Source organism: Hominimerdicola alba, assembly GCF_900112155.1.
GTDB classification, from domain to species: Bacteria; Bacillota; Clostridia; order Oscillospirales; family Ruminococcaceae; genus Hominimerdicola; species Hominimerdicola alba_D.
In genome coordinates, this window is the sequence record NZ_FOKQ01000048.1 from 1 (window position 1) to 22,977 (window position 22,977).

At 43.7% G+C, this 22,977-nt stretch carries 21 protein-coding genes and 1 pseudogene; 12 read left to right on the forward strand and 10 right to left on the reverse strand.

Features of this window, described 5'->3' with window-relative positions:
- From BM265_RS17010 to BM265_RS17020, 3 genes are all read right to left on the reverse strand, one after another.
- A partial coding sequence (locus tag BM265_RS17010; RefSeq protein ID WP_177219625.1) for an FUSC family protein occupies positions 1-574 on the reverse strand: 574 nt, incomplete at its 3' end.
- Positions 575-979: 405 nt separating this feature from the next.
- Positions 980-1,981, reverse strand: a complete 1,002-nt coding sequence (locus BM265_RS17015) for a WYL domain-containing protein (protein ID WP_074963175.1) — start codon at positions 1,979-1,981, stop codon at positions 980-982.
- On the reverse strand, positions 1,965-3,239 hold the full coding sequence (locus BM265_RS17020) for a WYL domain-containing protein (RefSeq protein ID WP_074963176.1): 1,275 nt from the start codon (positions 3,237-3,239) through the stop codon (positions 1,965-1,967). The genes BM265_RS17015 and BM265_RS17020 overlap by 17 nt, the downstream gene beginning before the upstream one ends.
- Positions 3,240-3,438: 199 nt before the next feature.
- On the opposite strand from BM265_RS17020, the gene BM265_RS17025 reads away from it, so the two are divergent.
- From BM265_RS17025 to BM265_RS20780, 4 genes and pseudogenes are all read left to right on the forward strand, one after another.
- The gene (locus BM265_RS17025; RefSeq protein WP_074963177.1) at positions 3,439-4,674 is read left to right on the forward strand and encodes an RtcB family protein; all 1,236 of its coding nucleotides are present in this window, start codon (positions 3,439-3,441) and stop codon (positions 4,672-4,674) included.
- A gap of 14 nt (positions 4,675-4,688) precedes the next feature.
- Complete coding sequence (locus BM265_RS17030; RefSeq protein WP_074963178.1) at positions 4,689-5,156, forward strand: hypothetical protein; 468 nt, start codon at positions 4,689-4,691, stop codon at positions 5,154-5,156.
- A gap of 418 nt (positions 5,157-5,574) precedes the next feature.
- Positions 5,575-7,047 (forward strand): DUF2828 family protein, encoded by a 1,473-nt coding sequence (locus tag BM265_RS17035; RefSeq protein ID WP_081358511.1) that lies wholly within the window; start codon positions 5,575-5,577, stop codon positions 7,045-7,047.
- Between the two features lie 76 nt (positions 7,048-7,123).
- Positions 7,124-7,306 (forward strand): annotated as a pseudogene (locus tag BM265_RS20780) (BspA family leucine-rich repeat surface protein); the annotation flags it as partial.
- Positions 7,307-7,436: 130 nt separating this feature from the next.
- Here BM265_RS20780 and BM265_RS17045 read toward each other — a convergent pair.
- The 5 genes from BM265_RS17045 to BM265_RS17065 all read right to left on the reverse strand — a co-directional run bounded on the left by BM265_RS17045 (position 7,437) and on the right by BM265_RS17065 (position 12,321).
- Entirely contained in the window at positions 7,437-7,823 is a 387-nt protein-coding gene (locus BM265_RS17045; RefSeq protein ID WP_074963180.1) for a ribosomal maturation YjgA family protein, read from the reverse strand.
- A gap of 578 nt (positions 7,824-8,401) precedes the next feature.
- A complete protein-coding gene (locus tag BM265_RS17050; RefSeq protein WP_074963181.1) occupies positions 8,402-8,668 on the reverse strand; it encodes an HPr family phosphocarrier protein in 267 nt (88 codons plus the stop codon).
- Positions 8,669-8,728: 60 nt separating this feature from the next.
- Complete coding sequence (locus tag BM265_RS17055; RefSeq protein ID WP_074963182.1) at positions 8,729-10,648, reverse strand: PTS fructose transporter subunit IIABC; 1,920 nt, start codon at positions 10,646-10,648, stop codon at positions 8,729-8,731.
- A gap of 26 nt (positions 10,649-10,674) precedes the next feature.
- Entirely contained in the window at positions 10,675-11,574 is a 900-nt protein-coding gene (pfkB, locus tag BM265_RS17060) for a 1-phosphofructokinase (RefSeq protein ID WP_074963183.1), read from the reverse strand.
- On the reverse strand, positions 11,575-12,321 hold the full coding sequence (locus tag BM265_RS17065; RefSeq protein ID WP_074963184.1) for a DeoR/GlpR family DNA-binding transcription regulator: 747 nt from the start codon (positions 12,319-12,321) through the stop codon (positions 11,575-11,577).
- A 768-nt stretch (positions 12,322-13,089) separates the two neighbouring features.
- Here BM265_RS17065 and BM265_RS17070 point away from each other — a divergent pair.
- The 4 genes from BM265_RS17070 (at position 13,090) to trxA (ending at position 16,772) form a co-directional block, all read left to right on the forward strand.
- Positions 13,090-15,333 carry an immunity 26/phosphotriesterase HocA family protein gene (locus BM265_RS17070; RefSeq protein ID WP_074963185.1) on the forward strand — a complete coding sequence of 748 codons (2,244 nt, stop codon included), beginning with the start codon at positions 13,090-13,092 and terminating at the stop codon, positions 15,331-15,333.
- A 295-nt stretch (positions 15,334-15,628) separates the two neighbouring features.
- Positions 15,629-15,823: a 4Fe-4S binding protein gene (locus BM265_RS17075; RefSeq protein ID WP_074963186.1), complete on the forward strand. Its 195-nt coding sequence runs from the start codon at positions 15,629-15,631 to the stop codon at positions 15,821-15,823.
- Positions 15,820-16,392, forward strand: coding sequence for a 4Fe-4S binding protein (locus tag BM265_RS17080; protein WP_074963187.1), 573 nt, complete (start codon positions 15,820-15,822; stop codon positions 16,390-16,392). Before BM265_RS17075 ends, BM265_RS17080 begins: the two co-directional genes overlap by 4 nt.
- 71 nt (positions 16,393-16,463) lie before the next feature.
- Positions 16,464-16,772 (forward strand): thioredoxin, encoded by a 309-nt coding sequence (gene trxA / locus BM265_RS17085; protein ID WP_074963188.1) that lies wholly within the window; start codon positions 16,464-16,466, stop codon positions 16,770-16,772.
- Here the strand turns inward: trxA and BM265_RS17090 are convergent.
- On the reverse strand, positions 16,761-17,423 hold the full coding sequence (locus tag BM265_RS17090) for a Crp/Fnr family transcriptional regulator (protein ID WP_074963189.1): 663 nt from the start codon (positions 17,421-17,423) through the stop codon (positions 16,761-16,763). The genes trxA and BM265_RS17090 overlap by 12 nt on opposite strands.
- A gap of 25 nt (positions 17,424-17,448) precedes the next feature.
- On the opposite strand from BM265_RS17090, the gene BM265_RS17095 reads away from it, so the two are divergent.
- Both BM265_RS17095 and BM265_RS17100 read left to right on the forward strand, forming a co-directional pair.
- Positions 17,449-19,119: an FAD-dependent oxidoreductase gene (locus BM265_RS17095; protein ID WP_074963190.1), complete on the forward strand. Its 1,671-nt coding sequence runs from the start codon at positions 17,449-17,451 to the stop codon at positions 19,117-19,119.
- A 362-nt stretch (positions 19,120-19,481) separates the two neighbouring features.
- The gene (locus tag BM265_RS17100) at positions 19,482-20,582 is read left to right on the forward strand and encodes a TraB/GumN family protein (protein ID WP_074963191.1); all 1,101 of its coding nucleotides are present in this window, start codon (positions 19,482-19,484) and stop codon (positions 20,580-20,582) included.
- A 404-nt stretch (positions 20,583-20,986) separates the two neighbouring features.
- On the opposite strand, the gene BM265_RS17105 is transcribed toward BM265_RS17100, so the two are convergent.
- Positions 20,987-21,556, reverse strand: coding sequence for a sporulation initiation factor Spo0A C-terminal domain-containing protein (locus BM265_RS17105; RefSeq protein ID WP_074963192.1), 570 nt, complete (start codon positions 21,554-21,556; stop codon positions 20,987-20,989).
- A 244-nt stretch (positions 21,557-21,800) separates the two neighbouring features.
- Between BM265_RS17105 and BM265_RS17110 the strand changes: the two genes are divergently transcribed.
- Together BM265_RS17110 and BM265_RS17115 are read left to right on the forward strand one after the other, a co-directional pair.
- Entirely contained in the window at positions 21,801-22,331 is a 531-nt protein-coding gene (locus BM265_RS17110; protein WP_074963193.1) for a hypothetical protein, read from the forward strand.
- Between the two features lie 2 nt (positions 22,332-22,333).
- Positions 22,334-22,855 carry an NUDIX hydrolase gene (locus BM265_RS17115; RefSeq protein ID WP_177219626.1) on the forward strand — a complete coding sequence of 174 codons (522 nt, stop codon included), beginning with the start codon at positions 22,334-22,336 and terminating at the stop codon, positions 22,853-22,855.
- Positions 22,856-22,977: the final 122 nt, after the last annotated feature.

A 22,977-nucleotide genomic window follows, 5' to 3' on the forward strand; every position in this document is an offset into this window, starting at 1 on the left:
AAGCCGCAGAATGGTCTTCAGGGATTAGTACAGAATCTATTCCGCTGATGTATAGGGTCTCGCTGTCATGCTTTACGGGAAGATGGAAATTATTCACCATAAGCCCTATGCCGATGCCTATCAGTGTATCAAGCACACGGTTGAAGACGAACAGGTAAGGGTCATCATCGAAAGAATGGGTCAGGGCGATGCTGAGAAATACCACACATGAGAAGAAAGAGGCATTTTTCTTATCAAGTACAACGGTCAGATAGATGACCGGTATGATCATAAGTGATGCCAGAAGATACACTCGCATAGCTTCGGTAATTCCGATGATACGCAACAGTAAGATAAATATCAATCCGTACAGAGCACCGATGAATGTACCTATGGAACGCTGTCCAGCATTGTGCTTGGCGGTATCTGAACTGGGCTGTAAGCACCAGAGTGCCGCAAGGGCGCTGTAGAATGGTATGCCATTACCTACGGGAAGATGCGTTCGTATATAATACACCATCATGCACAAAGCCACAGCAGCAGACGATTTGATTATCCTTGCTCCGATGGGGGGAAGTATTTTACGTGCTGTCATAGAACTCACCTCAAAACAAAAACGGCGCTGAATAAACTCAGCGCCGTTGCTTAATTAGTATAACATAATTATATCACAGCAGTAATCATGATGTCAATTGACATCATGATGATTTTATATAAATGCTTGAAATCATATTTTAGGTATTAGGCTTAATCAAGCTTGGGAGAAATGAGAGCATTAATATCAAAAACATTGATGAGTGTCTGCACCTAACGGCTGGTGATATTGTTCGGCTTTTTATGAACGAAAACAGGTTAGATTTTTTCTGATTGTCTAATTCCGGTATATGATGTGGGGATCAGTTTTACTTCAGCGTACTCCTGAAACTCCATAGCAGGTGCCTTGTGACCGTGTCAACAGCTTTCTCAGACACGACTGCCTGCGATACAAGTTCGCCATCTATCAGAAATCATATTTACGCTCACTATCGTTCTGCATGATATACTCGAACTGTTTCCTTATGCGCTGTTTTGCATTTTCCCTGAGATGAGCAGGTCCCATGATCTCTATAACTGGTCCGAAACTCAGCAAGCGTATCAGCACTTCTGTTTCGTCCTGTTCATCATACCACAGTTCGACAGTATATTCACCCGTCTGAGTATCTCTTACAGTGTGCTTTTCGTAGGAAGCGAATTCAGTCATGAATCGTTCAACACCGTTGCGCTCCGATGTCACTCTTATGACAGCAGGAGTCCTGCATTTGCGGCTTTGAAAATAGTCATCAGTTGATACAGGAGTTCTGAATATGCGTCCTGTATCAGTTATATTTGTGATACGTCCGATATTAATTATACCGCTGCTTTTGATCTTATCGTTTCTCAGAAGATAGCAGTAAGCTCTGAACTTGTCGTTCTTGGGAGAGTATTCAAGTTTCAGCAGCACGAATTTTCCACTCATTTTCCTGCCGTGACCCGAAATGAAATCAACATAAACAATGCTCCTGCGTTTGACAGCTTTCAGTGCTGTGCGGAAATGGCTTATATATTCTTCATCCTGATAATCGTCGCTGTCGGAAAATCGGTCGGTAAAACGGAAATGTTCCTGTTTATAAAGTGCAGGTATATTCCCAAGCGTTTCATTCAGCTCCGCAATAACATCATCATCTATGAACAGCCTTATCCTCGGGTCGGAAAGCTTTGCTTTAAGCCATCTTTTCTGTATGCCCGTAAGCAGTTTTGCAGGCGGATTTTTTGTTATGCGCCGAAGTTTGCCGTCTTCTGTGCGCTGAAAAAGTCCTGTGCTGTCACTGCCGGGGATAAGTTTCTGTGGAAGAAAAAGCACAGTATCCTTAAATCCCTCACGCATCACTGTTTCACGAACAGTCTTTTCGTCAGTCAGTTCATTTTCCAGAAGCTTAGCCGTTATCCTGAAATAAGTGCCGTATATCTCACTGAATATGTTCATCATCATCACCGCCATACATTTTTTCCATACGTATGATATCTTTGTAAAAGCGCTGTATTATCTCACTGGTGCCGCCCTCTATCTTCACTATCCTGCCGATAAATGTCTTTACCCACTGCATCATCTCATTCGGGTCGAAAACATCTGCCGTCAGCGTGTAAAGATGTTCGCCGCTCTTTTCAAGAATACAGCAGCGCTTCTCTCTATGAAGTCGTTCTATGATGTGGGGCTCTTTTTCTTCATCCGCATAGAAGGTTATCTTCATGGGCGCTACAGTGCCCATATCTTTTCGTTTCCCGAAGGATACTCCGAAACAACGTGATATATTCTTCTCGTACTTGTCTTTCAGTTCATTATACTTTTCACATACCGTACTCTTTTTTACGGTCTTTATATAGTCAAGCCGGAAGGCTGAAAACCTCTTGACCGCAGGAATATATGCCGCCAGATATCGGCGTCCTGTCTGTACAGATATAAGTATCTGCATCGGCACAGCCTGAGCTTCACGCCCTGAATCATCGCTGTCACTACTCTTATTTGCCGAAAATGTGCGCAGGGTGATATACCTTTTTTCGTCAATGGCAGACAGGATATCGGGTATCAGTATATCTTCCAGCGTATGTATAATATAATTGTGTTTTATGAAAAACAGATCGTTATTCATACCGACTGACTTAAGTATGCTGTTTCCGATAACGCCGAAATGCTGTGTTTCGGAGAAGTATTTCAGCGCATCGTCAAGTCCCTCGAATCGGTTTATATACTCATCGGTCCTGTCACCGCAAAGGGAATAGTAAAGTGTCTTGCCGCGCTTCTCGGTCAAAATCAGACCTTCCTGTGTATACTCCTTTAGCTTGTTTCTGACGGTCTGTTCATCAAAAAGCATGGAGTACTCGTTGTTGAGTTCATCGACAATATCTTTTAGCGCCCTGTAATGTCCGTCTGAGAGTATATCCGTCAGCAGAAAATGCAGCACCATATCATTGTCTGTGAAACTCTTGGAATAAAAAGCGTTATACAGCGGGTTCTCGGGAATATGGCAGCTGTCAACGGATATGGAAACGCTTCTGCCGCGCACTGACTCATCATAGCGCATATAATCGCCCATCCAGCTTTCCACACGGCGTTTTTCGTCACTGTAGGTTCGTAAACTCTTGCGGTTAAAGTCGCTCCTTACCTTGCAGCCGTATATGAAAAAGTCACGGATATAATCACGGGTCTTGCCGAAATTCTTGATAAGTTCTGAAAATCCTGCCATGGTACACACTCCTTTCTTACATTTATATAATAGCATATCTCGAAAAAAATGTAAAGCTCGGTATCAAAGATATGACAAACTTGCATCCTCTGATAAGGTGTGCAGAAAATTTTATATGATTATTCTGTAAGACTGTGGTATACTTTGATCAAGCTAAAGAGAACAAACAAAAACAAAGAGCACGAAAGAAGTGAAGAATATGTTTATCCATTATAATAACGATGAGGGAATGCTCCCTATAAAAATATGGCAAAGCGGTATTGAGGCGATAGATGAGAAATGCATAGCTCAGGCTGAGCATCTGGCTAAATTGCCATTTGCAGAAAAGTGGATAGCTCTCATGCCAGATACCCATGCGGGAAAGGGTATGCCCATCGGAGGCGTCATCGCCTGCGAAAACGCAGTGATACCCAATGCAGTTGGAGTTGACATCGGCTGCGGAATGGCTTACGTACAAACCGATATCCCCGCAGCTCTCCTGCGTGAGACAATGACGGGAAGCGGTGATCTGGTAAAAACCATCTGCGGAGATATACTCAGAAATATCCCCACAGGCTATAACCATTACAAGACGGCTCAGGCTTCCGAAGTTCTTGACCGTGCAAAAGCTGAAATGGGTAAATATGAAGCCGACAAAGCGCTTATACCTCAGATAGAGGAAGGTTACTTTCAGGCAGGTACTCTCGGCGGCGGAAATCATTTCATTGAAATACAGCAGGACGACGAGGGTATGTGCGGCATAATGCTCCATTCGGGCAGCCGTCATTTCGGTAATATCGTCGGTCAGTATTTCAATAAGATAGCCCATGAGCTAAATGACAGATGGTTCTCATCTGTGCCTTCCGAGTGGAACCTGCCGTTTCTGCCTGCGGACACCGATGAGGGAAAAAGATACCTTGCGTGGATGCAGCTTTGCATGGATTTCGCATACGAGAACCGTGCAATAATGCTCGGAAAGGTCAAGGAGATTTTCGCTAAACATATCGAAAAGAATACAGGTATAACTCCCATATTCTCCGATGAGATAAACTGCCATCACAACTATGCGGCGCTTGAAAACCACTTCGGAAAGAACCTTTGGGTACACCGCAAGGGTGCTATACGTGCCCGCGATGGTGAACCGGGCATCATCCCCGGAGCAATGGGTTCATACAGCTACATTGTCCGCGGCAAGGGCTGTGAGGAGAGCTTCATGTCATCCTCACACGGCGCGGGAAGAGCATATTCACGCACTGCGGCTATGGAAAAGTTCTCCGTTGAATCGGTCATGGTAGACCTCAAGGAGCAGAATGTAGTACTTGCCAAAAGCAAGAAGTCTGATGTTCCCGAAGAGTCACGATTTGCCTATAAGGATATCGATGATGTCATGGCGAATCAGCAGGAACTCACCGAACCCGTAAAGCGACTGTTCACGGTAGGTGTCGTAAAAGGATAAAAGGAGCGAAGATCATGCAGCTGGAGATCACAAAAGAGCTATTTCAGTATACCTTCGGGTATTCCGCCAAGCTTGATGTTAATGAAAAATATCCCCTCGGCATGAAAGTGATATATGAGCCAACTGCATATCTCTTTGATACGGATACATTCCTGATTTGCGAAAAGGGAAGTGAAGAATCCGAATATCTCGGTGATACCATACCTTTTCCGATAGTAAAACAGCATGAAGCTATGCACGCTTTTGTTGACAGTATCAACAATAAGCGTATTACAAATATATTCAAACATCTTCCCGAACAGGATTTCGGAAAAGTATTCTGGGGAGTGTTTGATGATGGCGGTGAAAATTTCCGCGCTTATCACAGGTTTGAAGAAAGCTGCAGATACAGCGTGATCATAAAATGGTGCGAGGATAACAATATCCCTTACTATATAAAAGACAAGGATATTATAAAATTGCTCCAATACCGTCCATACTGACGGTCAAGAATTTAAGGCACTAACAGCAGTCGATATCATAGTATTCCGATGATGAAAAGTGCCTTGCAGAAAAAAAGATGATTTTTCGGCTCTCACAGCATTAGTATTTCCACGGCGGAGGTGCTGCTCCGACAGCGCCGCCATAAAAGACGAGCCGAGTGAAAAAAGACGCAAACAGCATATACCTATATTTTTCCAGAATATAAAAGCGTCTTGGTAAAAAAGAAACACTTCGGCACTGACAGCAATGGTCAAGGGGCTCAGAAACCATCGTAAATCGACAAGGGCTGAGTAAAAAATGTGCCGAGGGAAAAAAAGTGATAAGTCAGCAACAGCATTTTTTAGCGGTCATACGCAGGTTCGAATCCTGCCCTGCGCGAAAGCGTATGGAAAAAGCTGACTTGAAAGGAGAATAATTATGCTGAACTTTTTGAAGAAAGAAGCAAACATTACACTTACCGAAAACGGCGGAACTGCATTCCGTTCAAGCGGATCATACTGTCTTGATATGTTTTTCAAGGCAGGCGCAATGCGCAATTCTTCCGAGGAGGAGATAGCGCAGACAGTCATCAGAGCATACACCGAAGCCCCCGAAAAGACCATGAAGACCATTTTCTTTGCCAGAGATGCAAGAGGCGGTCTTGGGGAGAGACGTTTTTTCCGCTGTGCCATTTCCGCTCTGGCAGAATTTGCACCTGAATCGGTTAGAAAGAATATACCTCTGTTCTCAGAATACGGCAGATATGACGACCTGTGCATACTCCTTGGCACTGCTCTGGAAAAAGATGCGGCTGGTGTCATAAAGGCTCAGCTGAATAATGATATCAAAGCTATGCACGAAAACCAGCCCGCATCACTGTTAGCAAAGTGGCTGCCCTCGGTTAATGCATCGTCAAAAATTACCCGCAATATGGGCAGACGTATGGCAGCATTGCTTGAAATGAGCGAACCTGCCTACAGAAAAACTCTGTCCGCACTGAGAAAATACACTGATATCCTGGAAAATCGTCTGCGTGAACGTGACTATACTTTCAGATATGAGGTACAGCCTTCATGCGCGATGTTCAAGTACAGAAATGCGTTTATCCGAAATGACGGCGAGCGCTACACCGAATACCTGAACAAGGTAAACAAAGGAGAAGCAAAGCTCAATGCAGGCAGGCTCTATCCTTATAATATAGTACGTGCTGTACTTAACGGTGGGATCTCTACCGAAGAAAGACTGTCGCTGGATACAGCATGGAAGTCTCTGCCCGACCTGACTGCTGCAAAAGGCGAAAACGCCCTTGCAGTAATCGATGGTTCAGGTTCTATGACATGGGGCATGGGCGATATACGTCCCATCGATGCAGCGCTTTCATTGGGAATATACTTCGCAGAACACAACAAAGGTGTTTTCGCAGATCACTTCATAACCTTTTCCAAGAGCCCCCGTCTGGTAAAAATTGAGGGTAAGGATATCGTGGATAAGGTGAAGTTTTGCAGCACTTTCAACGAGGTGGCAAATACCGATCTTGAAGCTGTGTTCACGCTGATACTTCGCACCGCAGTAAATAACAAGGTTAAGCAGGAAGAGATGCCCTCAAAACTTTATATCATATCGGATATGCAGTTCGACGGCTGTATCATAGGCGGAAACAGCGAGCCTATGTTCCGCGAGATGAGAAAACTCTACCGCAGGTATAGCTACGAACTTCCCGAGGTGATATTCTGGAATGTAAATTCCCGATGCGATTCGATACCCGTGACTCGCTCCGAGACAGGTGCTGCACTGGTATCGGGTTATTCCCCTGCGGTGTTCGATATGGTGATAGGCGGCGAATGTTCGCCAGAAGCTGTGATGGACAAAATTCTTTCTTCGGAAAGATATGAAGCTATCAAAGCAGCATAACAGAAATGCAGTTCAGAGAACATTCTCCGGGCTGCATTTGTAATAGTTTTATTTTTATCGTAAGACGCTCATTCGCATAGCAGTATATCTGGCAGGAAAGTGGAGAGTTCAGGCTCAGAATATCACTGACACAACCTATACAACTCCCAAGAATCTTACCCCGGGCAAGACTTACAAAGTCGCTATTGCGGCAAGAGTTGGCGGCAAATGGGATACTGCAAACGCTATCAAAAATGCTATGACCGTTACCATAAAGTGATATTGATATAATTTGATAAACGAAAAACGGATATACGTCACTAAAAGACGGCTATCCGTTTTTGTTATATCAGATCAAGCAAACAGTAATTGCAAGCAGAGGATAATTGCTTTTTAAAACGGTATTGCAGTCAGTTTTTACTGGCAGAGCCCAAACAAAATGCAGCAGCAACATTGAGCAAGCTCCCTGCAGCATAAGCCAGGAGGTCTTCCCACGCAAAGCCCGTACCGATTAAAATGGCGGGCAGGCTGCCCGGAGCGAATCCGAGAACTTTGTAAAGCTCGAAATACTGTGATACCTCAACTCCGCAGGCAAAGATGAATAGTATCAGCGGGAGAGTTCGTGGGAACTTTTCAGTAAATATTCGTACGAAGAAGTACATCGCGGGCATAACGAGAACATCTCCGATATATGCGCGGACAAAGCCGTGAGCATACATTCCGATCAGTATCTCTGTAATGAGTACGGCGACAAAGAGCGCCAGGTATATAAGTTTTCGTTTTGTTGTCTGTTTCATAATTTCCTCCCTAGTCTATGTGTCTTAAATGTACGCGTGCGTCTTTTTAGATTCTTTTTTCATAGCATCACACCCTGTCGAGAGAACCGCACGTGCCTGTTTCGTTCCCGACTACATCCGCCGTAAAGTCTGCGGCAAACACCTGAGACAGCACCAGCGTACTTGATTTTCTCCAAATAAGAAAACTTCACATGGATTTTAACCGTGACACCATTATACCACGTCGAAAACTGTTTGTCAATGGAATTTTATTGAAAAACAATATATTTTTACTAATTTTCAAAAACTTTCATATACGATTCCTTTAATGACGTAAATAACCTTAGCAGACCACAGACGGTGTAGCTAAGGTAATTCTTTCTATTATCTAGGCATAGCAATAAAAAAATAACCTGGCAGTAGTATCGTACTTTTAGTTCTTAATCTGCACGCTGTTCCTTTGTTTCTTTTCTTCAACCTGTGCTCAGAATTAAAACCTCAAAAGCAGTGTATCTTGAACAATACACTGCTTCAGAGGTTTAGAAATGTTTTTTCAGGGATATGAAAATATTTTATGATAAGTAAAATTATATAGGAATTTACTCGCCGAATCCGTCCTCGAACATTTTGGCGATCTCGTCAAGAACAGCCTGTTCATCTCCGCCGTTTACCACGATCTCGACTACGGTGCCCTTTTTCAGTCCTGCTGCCATGATCTGCATCACTGCTTTAGCTTTGATGTCTTTACCCTCGGCTTTAAGTATAACTTCGCTGTCAGGGTGAGCCTTTACTGCCTTTGCAATGAGTCCCGCAGGTCTCATGTGCATACCTTCTGCGTTTACGATCTCAACTTTCTTGGATACCATATAAGATCACTCCTTTTTGAAAAATAGATTTAATGATTGTTTGATCACAGGGTCGATGTGTTATTCTGCCTTAGGCTGCTTCTTTTTAAGAAGTACCAGCATGAACATTCCAACTATCGAACCGATAGCAAGTGCCAGTATATACTGTATGGGACTGCCCACAACTGGGAATACGAATATACCGCCGTGAGGTGCTCTGAGGCTGCAGCCGAATGCCATCGAAAGTGCGCCTGCTGTTCCTGCACCTATCATGCATGAGGGTATTACTCTTGTGGGGTCAGCTGCTGCGTAAGGGATAGCACCCTCTGTGATAAAGCTTAGACCCATTATGTAGTTTACGGGACCGTTTTTAAGTTCATCTTCTGTCCAGCGGTTTTTAAAGAAAGTAGTAGCGAGAGCTATTGCGATAGGAGGAACCATTCCGCCCACCATAACTGCTGCCATGATGTCGAAGTTTTCAGAAGCGATAGCTGCTGTACCGAATACATATGCTGCTTTGTTGAAGGGACCGCCCATATCTATAGACATCATTGCACCCAGTACAAAGCCCAGAAGCACCTTGCTGGAGCTGCCCATATTGGTGAGCAGGTTTGCCAGTCCTTCGTTGAGCACACCCATTATGGGGTTTACTGCACACATCATTATCGCAACTATTCCAAGTCCGCCAAGAGGATATATCAGTACGGGCTTGATTCCGTTGAGTGATTTTGGAAGACCGTTGCAGACTTTTTCAAGAGCAAGCATAAGGTAACCGCCGAGGAATCCTGCCAGCAGAGCTCCCAGGAAGCCAGAGGGAACATTTCCGCCGGGATTTGCAAAGGTCGCGCCGACTGATGCCATTGCGCCGCCTGCCATGCCAACCAGAAGTCCCGGCCTGTCTGCTATACTCAGACCGATATATCCTGCAAGTATCGGTATCATAAACTGGAATGCATAGCCGCCGATAGTTTTGAACCATGCCGCAGCTGCAAGATGGGTACCGAAGTTGCCGTCCTGGGGTGCTCCGCCCAGGGAATCTATCAGGAACGCCAGAGCTATGAAGATACCGCCCGCTACCGTGAAAGGAAGCATATTCGATACACCGTTCATCAGGTGCTTGTACAGCTTTCTGCCGAAGTTCTCATCATCGCCCGAAGATGAACTGCGACTGTCTGCACCGCCCTCGTGATGATACACTGCAGCATCTCCTGCCTCGATTCGTTTTATCAGTTCTTCGGGTATTTTTATACCGTCAGAAACTTTGGTCTTTATAATTTTCTTGCCGTTAAAACGTGCCATTTCCACGGTTTTGTCCGCAGCGATTATTATTCCGTCACAGTTTTCGATATCCTCTTTGGTGAGAACATTCTTTGCACCACCGGAGCCGTTTGTTTCGACCTTTATGGTGATGCCCAGCTTCTTGCCTGCTTTTTCAAGCGCTTCAGCAGCCATATATGTGTGAGCAATACCTGTGGGACAAGCTGTTACTGCAAGAACTCTGTAACCCTTTGCCGAAGCCTTTTCTGTTTTCGGCTCATCGGGATATTTTTCCTTTTCCATATCGTCTATGATCTTTATGAACTCGTCCGCATTCTTTGCACCAAGGAGCTTTTCTCTGAAATCCTCGTCCATGAGTATCGTCATAAGGCGGGAAAGCACTTCAAGATGAACATCACCATCGTTTGGTGCCGCTATCATAAACAGCAGATTTGAAGGCTCGTCATCGAGAGCTTCATAATCAACACCATCGGGAACTGTCATTGCCGCCAGAGAAGGAGCTTTTACTGCATCACTTTTTGCGTGGGGGATAGCGATGCCTTCGCCAACTGCTGTAGAACCTTTTTCTTCTCTTGCGAGAATGCCTGCTTTGTATGCGTCCTTGTCGGCGATGTTGCCGCCTTTGACCTGAAGGTCGATGAGCATATCTATTGCTTCGTGCTTCGATTTCGGTGAAGCGCCGAGCTGTATGCTGTTCTTACTTAGCAAATCAACTATTTTCATAAAAATTTCCTCCTTCTGATATTTTCTCAGAGCGTATTCAAAAGCTCTGCTATTTTTTCTTTTGTTGCAAGTCCGTCTGAAAATGCGGTCGCACCGCCTGCGGCTGTTCCCAGCTTCAGAGCATATTTGTAATTGCCGTCTTTTGAACCTGCCACAAATCCTGCCACCATTGAATCGCCTGCACCCACTGAATTTTTCACGGTGCCCTTGCAAACTCCGCTGATGTGAGTTTTGCCGTTTTCGTCAACAAGAAGTGCGCCGTCGCCAGCCATGGATATCAGAACGTTCTTTGCTCCTTTTTCCTGAAGCTTTCTTGCATATATTTCTATCTCTTCGATAGTGGTTAGTTTTAACCCGAACATCTCACCAAGCTCGTGATTATTTGGTTTGATAAGGAAGGGCTCATATTTCAGAACGTTCAGCAGAAGATCTTTTGTAGCGTCCACAACAGTCTTGATATTTTTGCCCGAAAGCCGCTGTAAGATCTTTTCGTATATATCTGAAGGCAAACTGTTGGGGATACTTCCTGCAAGTATCAGCGTGTCGCCGTCTTTCAAATTATCCAGTTTCCTGAAAAGTGCCTCGAGGGCATTGTCATCAATGTGAGGACCCTGACCATTTATCTCGGTCTCTTCCGCAGCTTTTATCTTTACATTTATTCGTGAATTGCCTTTTTCAAGTCTGACAAAATCCGCATCTATTCCCATTGACTTCAATCCGTTTTCGATAGCTTCACCCGTAAAACCTGCGGTAAAACCCAGCGTTTTTGACTTGATGCCAAGCTCATTCAGCACTATCGAGACGTTTATTCCCTTGCCGCCGAAGAACATTTCTTCGTAGGAAGTTCGGTTCACCTCTCCAAGTTTCAGATCTTCCATGCGGACAACATAATCGATCGCAGGATTAAATGTTACCGTGTATACCATTTACATTACCTCCTTGATATTTGTTGCTGACAAATATTTCTTGTCACCGAGCTTGTCGGTTATTATCATTACCCGTCCAAGATCAGTAAAGGTGACTGATGTTATCTGCTCGAATTTGGAATGGTCTGCAAGAATATAAACAGTTCTGCTGTTCCTTATCACCGCCGTTTTTACGCTGGCCTCGTTTCTGTCTGGAGTTGAGATATCTCCCGAAAGCGATATGCCGTTTGCGCCGATAAAGCTTTTGGTGAAGTTGTAGCTTTGCAGACTGCTCACGCATTCTGCACCCACAATAGCTTCGGTCGAAAGTTTTATCTCACCTGCGGGAATGAACACCTTGAATCCTCGCTGTGCCAGCTTTTTTGCGTGGATAAAAGCGTTGGTCACAAAAGTCACATTCTTATCGGGGATAAAGTCGATCATCTTTTCGGTAGTAGTACCAGCGTCGATGAACACGAAATCTCCGTCATCTATCAGGGAAGCTGCATATCTTGCGATAGCCAGCTTTTCATCGTTGAACAGCTTTGACTTTTTCTCGATATCCTGTTCTTCTGCTACAAATGAGTCATTTACAGATATCGCACCGCCGTGTACTTTTAAAAGAAGCCCCTTTTCTGCAAGGGCGTTAAGATCTCGCCTTACTGTAGATTCAGAAGCATTCAGCAGCTCACAAAGCTCGCTCAACTGTACACTTTTTTTAGAATTAACTGAATTTAAGATTATCGAATGTCTTTCTTCAGTAAGCATTTTCGTTCACCTCTAGTGCTTGAAATTGAATGATTGTGATTGATTCTGACGTAAATATATCATATATTTTATCTAAAGTCAAGAAAATTCAGTCATTTTCATTCAAAATATTTCATTTTTGTATGAGCACACACTTCGGATAGATCAGATTTGGTGATTTTGAATAGATTAGTTTCTATTGATTGAAAGATATTGATTGAATTGTCTGGTCTATATCAAGGGATAGAAGGCTTGTGAGTTAGTGTACATCTCACAGTTTGGGTGTTATACTTTTCTAAAAAAACGGCTGCGATCTTGCATTAAATACGAACTGTAGATACTTTATCAAAAAAATAAATTAATATGATTTTCTATTATGATAAGCAACATATGAGCGGGAAAACCAGCTTTAAAATATTGACATCGGCAGTGAATTGTGCTATCCTGATTTATGGAAATATCGATATTTTACCATTAAAAACAGAAATTCAGGAGACAATATAATTATGCAGGTAAAAAGATTTTAGCAGTACCCCTAGTAAGACCTACAAGGTAGCGATCGCAGCAAACGTTGACGGCAAATGGTATTTCTCAAATGCTATCAAGAATGCTGTGACTGTTACCATAAAGTGATAGTCTGACATTGATTTAATTTGATACACGCAAAACGGATAACCGTCTTTATCAGACGGCTATCCGTTTTTGATAGTTACCTTAGATACCTTAGAATACTTCTTGACATAAAACCCACATTTTGCTATACTAATCTATAAAAAGGAGGTCAAGGCTATGGCGGATAAAAAAGCACTGACGTTATTGAAGAAATACTATCTTTCCTACAAAACAGAGGGACAGCCCTCGGAAGCTGATATATCTGATGCGGTCAGAAGCGGTGTTTTTGTGGCTGATTCCGAAATGACACATGATGAGATCGTAACGGCTATCAAAGATTTATCCGAACGGATATCTCTTGAAAGTACTGCAAAAGCTTTTCTTTACAGTCTATCAAGCGGAGATATGCGCTATCGTTCAGCTGTATCATCTCTGTTATGGGCAAAGACTCTGCCAAAGCATGAGTTTGTATCCAACGGTGTTGAACCCGGCGGCTGGAGAAGTCTAATGTGTATCGTCTGCGGGTGTACACACGGGCTGGAAACAAGTGAGAATATCGACTGGAACAAGTTCAATGTTTTCCGATATCTTCCGCCTAAGCAGTACGGACGTGAACCCGATTATGTCAGTGCGGAGTACGTACTCAACGACCTGCGTGAATTTGAAAAGCTTCCTGCGGTGGAACCATGTGATGATGACTATCGCATACTCAACGGCATTTTTGCCTGCGCAAATGAAATGAAGTCACACAATATGGATACCGCCCTTGTTGCCGAGATCCGCAAGCGCAAATTCTTCGATGCAACAGGCAACGCTATACACTGTATACTCGGTATACTTTCGGTGTGCGGTATATTTCAGAGCGATGAGAAGAAAGGCTTTCTTTATGAGTTTACTAACAGGGACGAACAGGGCTTCGGGCGCGACGGGCTGACATTCTTCCCGCTGAATTTCTGGCGCGGAAAGTTCGGTGTTAACTATGATGCGGTAAACAGGATTTTCGGCAGTTTCAGCGGTGATAGACTTCTGCCGGAAAAGGCTGCTGCTCCAGATAAAAAAGCGGAAGCGGCACCTGTGAAGAAAGCACTTTCAAAGGCAGAACAGTATTTCAAAGATCGTGATCACTGTATAATGCTGACTGATGATGAACGGCGTTATCTTGCCCTGGACCCGATAGATAAAAGCTGGGAGACCGAGTGTATATACAGTGCTCTACATAATTTGAGGAAGCGTATAGTTATGTTCTATGATGGAGATACGATAGTCAAGGTCATAGAGGAATATTCTTACGTCAATGAGGATACCTGCGTAAGAAAGGGCTACTGCGAATTTGATACACACCTGAAGACCGATAAAAGGACTATGATACTGCCGCTGACTGACAGAGGACGTGCAAAGCCTATCACCCCCACAAATCTTATGGCTATCGATCCTTTCGGCTGCGAAGTTGACATTTCCATTCCGGAAGAGGGGACTTCGATATGGGCAGGCAACAGACGCAACTCGCAGGTACTCAACATGGGAGAAACCGAACGTATCAAGAAGATACAGAATGACAGTGATTTCCATGAGTTCATGCAGTACTATATTTCCACCTGTCCCGATGACTATTTTCAGCGCATAGCTGAGATAAGGGGTCTGAAACATCAGACGGTGAAGTTCAAAGCAGGTGATATTTTCCGCTGTCAGGAAGACCGCGAGCACTACACCTACGGACTGATACTCGGTAAAACTCGGGAGATCGAGAAATGGGACGAGCTGCCGAAAGAGCATTCTTTCCGTCATCTGATGACACAGCCTATCATTGTGAGAATGTACGATTTTGTGTCCACTGATAAGGATATGACAGCGCAGCAGCTCAAAGATATGCCACTTTGTCCGCCTAAAATATGCTCCGACGGAGATATCATATGGGGCAGGCATAAGATAGTTGACCATAAAGAGCTGGTTCCGGATGATATAGAGTTCTGCATACACATTACACGTATCGTCACCAAAAACGAACATATAACGCCGTTCACAGCAGAGATGTTTTTGAGGGAGAACGAGAAAAAAGGAAAAAAGACCCGTGAGCCAATGTCGCTTTACATCGAATGGGGGTTTGTATCAATGGAGATACCATGGGCAGATGTAACAGATGATATCAGGAATATGGTGAAGGAGCGCAGCTGGAGCGATGGCGGAGTATCACTTGGTATAAGCGGGGCTTACTGCGGTATGACCCTGACTCAGCTGCTGCAAAAACACCCGAAACATATATATGGCGGAGATCTTCATTATCCCGAAAACAGGGAACGTTTTGATATGGTCATGAAATTTCTTGGTCTTCCGAAAGGTACGGGATATGATGACTTTGCTGAAAAATTCGGAGGTATATCACGGCAGAAGTATATCGAACTGATTGGCGAGCGAAGCAAATGATATTGTATTGTTCCCATGTTCGGTATCATAATGTAGAAAATAAACGAAGTCTGTTCCAATGGGATAGACTTCGTTTTGTTTTTGACTTATAAAAATAGTTAAGAAAATATATCTAAATTATTGACATTTATAAAAATATATGTTATCATGTCCTTGATAGAATTGATAAATATTTCCATTTTAATAACGTAAAATCAGGCAGTTATAATAATGCAGTAAACTTATACTGACAAATGTGACTTTGTCACAGAAATGCAGAGCCCGATGGGATATAATATATCTCGGAGGCGATGATATGAAACGAAAAGCTATCGTAAATACCGATCTTTGTGTGGCTTGCGGGTGTTGTGTAAGAGTTTGTCCGAAGTCGGCGATAAGTGTTCCTGACGGTGTGTTTGCCGTGGTGGACAGCGCACTTTGTGTCGGCTGTGGAAAATGTGCAAAAGAATGTCCCGCCAGCGTAATTGAGATCGGGGGTGGTGCAGAATGAAACAGCGTAAGAAATGGTATGACTACCTCTGGATATTCTCACTGACATACCTTTTGCTGGGCTTTGTGAATATACTCTTCGCCTGGCTGGGTATGATATGTTTTATAACACCACTGGTAATCTCGATCGTTCGCGGGAACAAAGCTTACTGCAACAAATACTGCGGCAGGGGACAGCTGTTCTCCATGCTGGGCGGTCGATTCGGGCTTTCGAGAAAGCATGATATGCCGAAATGGATGAGGTCAAAAGCTTTCCGATACGGATTCCTGATATTCTTCTTCGCCATGTTCTTCGTGATGCTGTGGAACACTTATCTGGTGTTTGCAGGCGGACGTCCTCTTTCACAAACAGTCAAGCTTGTATGGACATTTAAAGTACCATGGCACTGGGCATATCATGGCACACTGTTCTCCGATGGAGTAGCACAGTTCGCATTCGGTTTTTACAGCATAATGCTGACTTCAACGATACTCGGTTTTGTGACAATGCTGCTTTTCAAGCCGCGCTCATGGTGTGTTTACTGCCCGATGGGTACTATGACACAGCTTATCTGCAAGGCAAAAAAGTGACAAAGTCACAGACTTAAGACTGTAGATATTGTATAATGAAGACATGATAAAACAGAAAGGAAGTAATCACTATGGCAGTAATGAACGTAACAAAGGAAAATTTCACGGAGATCGTAAACAGCACAAAGCCTGTTCTTCTGGATTTTTACGCAACATGGTGCGGTCCGTGCAAAATGGTGTCGCCGCTGGTTGACCAGATAGCAGACGAACATTCCGAATTCACCGTAGGCAAGATCGACGTGGATGAGCAGCCTGAGCTTGCAGCACAGTTCGGTGTTATCAGTATCCCGACTCTCGTTGTTATGAAAAACGGCAGGGTCACTGCGCAGGAGGTAGGATTCAGACCCAAGCCGGTTATACTTGATATGTTAAAAAGCTAACTTCCGCAGACGTTCCTTATCGAGGATACGCACACCCTTTCGCGATACTTCGACTATCCCCTCAGCTGTAAAGTATTTGAGCATTCGTGAAACTACCTCGCGTGCAGAACCGATATATTTTGCGATCTGTTCCTGAGTGAGGGAGATGGTATCCGAAGAAGTTCTGGCGGATTCATCGTGCAGGAATATGGCAAGACGTTTGTCCATGCTCATGAAAAGTATCTGCTGCATTACCCACATAACATCTGAAAAACGGGATACAGCAGTCTCAAGAGCGAATATGCGGATATCAGGATATTTCTCCGACATCTGCTTGAAGGCTGTGCCGCTGAGGACTATGCATTCGCTGTCCTCTTCGGCATCAACAGCCACATCGAATGTGATGGTCTGCAAAACGCAGGAAGCTGACAGCATACACATATCCCCTTTGTGCAGGCGGTAGAGTGTTACGTCCTTGCCGTCTTCCGAGAGTATATATGCTCGCAGACTTCCGGAACAAACAAAGAACGCTCCCGAGCAGTCGCTGCCGCTGTGGAGATTTGTGCCTTTTGCAAATGTCTTTTTAGCCGAATTCGCACAGATAAAACTGCGGTCTTCATCGGATAAATTATCCCAGAAGGGGAAAACTTTCTTGTAAACACTTTCAAACATAACAACTATCCTTTCGGAGGTATTTATGAAAACTGTAATTATTGGCGGTGTAGCGGGCGGTGCTTCCGCAGCCGCAAGACTTCGCCGTTTGAACGAACATGACGAAATAATCATTATTGAGAGGGGAGAATTCATCTCCTTTGCGAACTGTGGTCTGCCATATTATATTGGCGGAAAGATCACCGACAGAAAAATGCTGACTTTGCAGACTCCCGAGAGTTTCAACAGGCGATTCAACATTGATGTCCGAATCAAAAACGAGGCTGTTGAGATCGTTCCCGAGGCTCATACCGTAAAGATACGCAATATCGATACGGGGGAAACTTATGAGGAAAGCTATGACAGGCTTATACTTTCTCCCGGTGCTGAGCCTATACGTCCGAAGATCAAAGGCATTGACCTGCCCCATGTTTTCACCCTGCGAAATATCCCCGATACAATGAAGATAATGAACTTCATTGAAACCCAAAAGCCGAAAAAAGCTGTTATCGCTGGCGGCGGTTATATTGGTGTTGAAATGGCTGAAAACCTTGTGAATGCAGGTATTGAAGTATCTATAGTTGAGCTTGCAGATCATCTTATCGCGCCGCTTGATCTCGATATGGCGGCTGATGTTCATCAGTATATCAGAAGCCGCGGTATAGGGCTTTATCTTGAAAATGGCGTAAATGAGATAACCGAAAATCAAGTGATACTTCAGAGTGGAAGCATCGATGCGGATATGGTTATATTGTCCGTAGGTGTCAAACCTGAGACCTCACTTGCAACAAACTGCGGAATAGATGTCAACGACAGGGGGAGCATCATCGTTAATAGCCATATGCAGACGAGCTCACCCGATATTTATGCGGTGGGTGATGCAGTTGAAGTCCGCGATTTTGTTGCCGGCAGGGGAGCTTTCATTCCACTTGCGGGTCCTGCCAACAAGCAGGGACGAATCGCGGCTGATAATATCGCGGGTATACCCTCGGAATACAGCGGAACACAGGGTTCTTCAGTGCTGAAGCTGTTTGATATGACCGTTGCTGTGACGGGTCTTAATGAAAAGCGCGCAGCGGAAGCGGACATCGAATTTGATAAGACCTACACATATTCGGCATCTCATGCAAGTTACTATCCCGGCGCGGAGAATATGTCAGTCAAGGTGCTTTGGGATAAGCATACCAATAAGCTGATAGGTGCGCAGATAGTGGGATATGACGGTGTTGACAAGCGTATGGACGTTCTTGCGGCTGCGATACGTTTCGGTGCAAAAGTTACCGATCTGAAAGAGTTGGAACTCTGTTATGCGCCGCCTTTTGGAAGTGCGAAAGACCCTGTGAATATGGTGGGCTTCGTTGCCGAAAATGTCATAAACGGCACGGTAAAGCAGTTCTTCTGGCATGATGTTGCAACTCTGCCGCGGGACGGAAGTGTCACCCTGCTTGATGTACGTACCAAGACCGAAGTTGCCCGCGGAATGATAGACGGCTTTGTGAATATCCCACTGGATTCTCTCCGTGGTGAACTGGATTCAATCCCGAAGGACAGACCTGTGTATGTACACTGCCACAGCGGTCTGCGCAGTTATATCGCCTGCCGCATCTTATCCGGAAACGGATACGACTGCTATAATCTTGCGGGCGGCTGGCGGCTTTACAGTTCTGTTATCTGCTCGCAAAAGGTGAAGGACTATATCTGTACTCGCGATAAATAAGCTTCCGATCATAGGATAATTATATCATTATTAACGCTGATATGTCAAGGTGGATTTTGGTCGGAGATATCCCGAAAATTTGGTTTCTGTGTATATTTTCGGAAAGAGTTTTACACTGCTTTTACGTGGTGTAAAGCTCTTTTTCTATGATTTTTAAATGTAATGATATACAAATGTTTGTTAAAATCAATTATGCTCAGAGGTCAATTATAACAATTATTGTGTTGGTTAAGTGAAATGTAATTACAAATCATTGACATATGAGGGAAGCAATTGTATATTAGTATATGTTTGTGTGTTAAATAATAAACGATAAAATGAAGATACAGACTATGTATCGTTATAGGAAAGGAAAGTTAAAAATGAAAAACAAAGCTCTTGTAGCAGCGGTTGCTTTTATGATGGCATTTACCTGTGCATCATGCGGAAAAAAGGAAGAGGATTCTTCAAAGGCTGATTCTAAAGCAAAGGAAACTCCTGCTGAGACTGTAGTAACAAGTGATGAAGATACCACTGAAACTACTCCTGAGGAAACAGTTGAGACCACCGATCAGGAAACAACCGAGAATCCTTTAGGTTCTACTGCTGATATCAATGACTTCATTGACACCAAGGAGATCGATCCTCCTCTGTGGAAAGTAACCGATCCCGAAAGCGGCAATTCAATGTACCTTTTAGGTACTATTCACGTTATGCCAGCTGATGCTTCCGATTATCCTACAGATCTGATGGATATATACAACAGCTGTGATTCTATCGCTGTTGAGTATGATGTAACTGCTCTGCAGAATGATATCAACGCTCAGATGGAGTACGTTAGCGGTATGACATATTCCGATGGCACTACCGTAAAGGATCATATCTCTGAGGAAACTTACAATAAGGCTAAGGATTATTTCACCAAGATCGGCGCATATAACGAGATGCTGGATCAGTACAGAGCGGGTTACTGGATAAATCAGCTGACCGTTGTAATGCTTATGCGTCTTGAAAATCTTCAGCTTTCAGGAACAGACGTATATTTCATTGCTAAAGCAAATGAGGACGGCAAGGAAGTTATAAATATCGAAGATATTTCCATGCAGACAGAGGGTCTCACTGCTTATACAGATGAATATGCTGACTATTCTATCAGCGAGATGATAGATGAGATAGACGATATAGACGGATTTGCAGCGGATTTTGGCGAACTCTTTGATAAGTGGGCTAAGGGCGACGGCGAGATAACAAGCGAAACCGAAGAAGAAATCGCTGAGATTCCCGAAGATCTTCTTGACGACCATGATGCATATAACAAGGCACTGATAGAGGATCGTAACCAGTATATGGCTGATAAGGCATCTGAGTATATCAAGTCTGGCAAGAACTGCCTGTTCATGGTAGGCGCTGCTCACTATGCAGGAGAAAACGGCGTTGACAACCTCCTTGAAAAAATGGGATATACTGTTGAAAAGATAGGATAGTTTCAAAGTAAACTGACTTTTCTCAGTTTCAATTAAACATCATTACGGCAGGGAATTTTCCCTGCCGTTTTTTCTTTGTTTGGACTGTCTGTTATGCAGTTGAGATTTTCATGGGTGAAATATGTAAGCCTGATAAATATGTCAGTTTTCATCAGAATATGCATACATCTCAAATAAATATTCATTATTATACCGGCATTTGAAGTAGTGTGCTAAAGGGATAGCAATAATAATTTTTTCAAAAATCGTCTGCCGAAAAAAATAATAACGGTTTTGGTTACAATCTCAAATAAAGATATAACCGCAACTATCACCGTACGAAAGTCGTCAGAAATACATCACATTACTTTGATTTTCAGATAATTAAGCCGGACAGTTCGCCCGGCTTTTTCCTTTTTTTGATCTCAATAAAACACACGCCTGATGGTATCAGCACACTCGGCGATCAGCTCCTGACATTTCGGACGCTGTATCGGTCTTCTGAACATCGCACGCATGGGTTCAGGGTCTTCCGAATAGGCTTTGGTGATAGCATGGCGTATGCTTCTTTCTATGCATGACATATCAACGCCGTATTTTTGCGCGATCTCAGGATAAACATCCTTGCTCAGGCAATACAGTTTGTCGGGCTTTGCTACACACATCACTATTGATTCGGCAAGATAAAGATATCCTTTCAGTGCACGGGATATTCCCAGGGAAAGTATGGTATCTACTGTCATGTCTTCGATCTTTCTCTCCAGTGGTGTAGATACGGTCATCTTTATGTAGCTGTAGAGGGTCTCCTCACCGTATCCTGAAGGGATCTCATATCTGACTCCGCAGTGTTTAGGCTGTTCATTCGAGCTTTGAAGGACGAATATATAGTCCTGTACCTTCAGTACAGCGCCATCTGCAATAACATTAAATTTTTCTTTCTTCAATCTGTCTGCAAGCTTTGCTGCAAGCAGTTCTTCTTTTTCCTCAATAATCATAAGATCACTGCGACCTCCTCAAAATTTTATACATTGATGCAATATCGCGCAATAACGGTATTGATCTGATTGACAAAGCATTTCAGATATGGTAAAATAATACCTAGTTTATTAGTTGGATTATTAGTATTATATATTCCACTGGTGAAATGCACAGCTGCATGATTAATTATACAGGATTACTGGGCATTAATCAATGAAATGAGTTTGCAAGTTTCCTGCAAGCTTTTTGAAAGGATCAGGTATGGAAAGAACTTTAAGACAAAGAATCAAAACGATCAAAGAGATCAAAAATCAGCACGGTATGTCTATACCGCAGATACAGGACATAGTAGCCGACCACGGCGGCTATGTATCTCCGAGAACGATGTATGATATTTTTGCAGACGGCTCAGAGGAAAAGAATTTCCACTATCAGTCCATTGCACCGATATATGAAGCTCTTATAGATGTCTATGGCGACGATTATTCTTCTGATGATGTTATCGCACTGAAACAGATGCTGAAAGAGCGCAACCGTCAGATAGATGATCTGCTCGTTCAGCTTGAAAGCAAGCAGGATGAATTTGACAAGCGTCTGGCTATATACGAGGAGCGCAGAAAAGCTTATGAGCGTTCCATATCTCTGCTGGAAAAACAGCTGGATCAGCTTGACAGGCTTCTATTCGACCGTGACAGAATGCTTCAGCAGCTGCTTGATGCTTACCTTAAAAGCGGTGGTGCGATGCCATCGGCGGCGGAAAATGTATCTGACAGGTATGATAAAGGAGAATGATCATGGAATTATGGGACCTGTATGACAGTGAAGGAAACAGGACAGGAGAGGTATGGGAGCGCAGACACGGTAACTTTCTTGAGATACCGAATGGTCGGTATCATCTTGTGAGCGATATACTTGTTCAGCATAAGGACGGAACTTTTCTTCTGTGTAAACGACATACCTGCAAAGATGTTTATCCCGGTTACTGGGAAGCAAGTGCAGGCGGTTCGGCACTGTATGGTGAGACTGCGGAAGAATGTGCAAGACGTGAATTGTTTGAAGAGACAGGTCTTAAAGCAGACAGCCTGGAATTGATAAATATTTCATTCAGCGATAAAAGTCACAGCATGGTTTATTGTTTTACAGCTTCGGTAGATTGTAACAAGGATGCAGTTGTTTTGCAGGAAAGCGAAACGACTGAATATAAGTGGGTCGATGCAGCGGGTCTGATAGAGTATTCAAACTCCGATCTTGCGATAAAGACCAGCGTGAAAAGATATGAGAGCTTCTATGATAAAGTCAGGTCTATGCTGAAATAAAAAAAAGAGGCTGTTGCAACCGCAGCACCCTCTAACCATATCCGAACATCAGAGTAAAAAAACATATTAACTGGTGAAATAAGCTGTTTCAGAGCGCACACCCCCAAGCCCTCTTCAAAAAA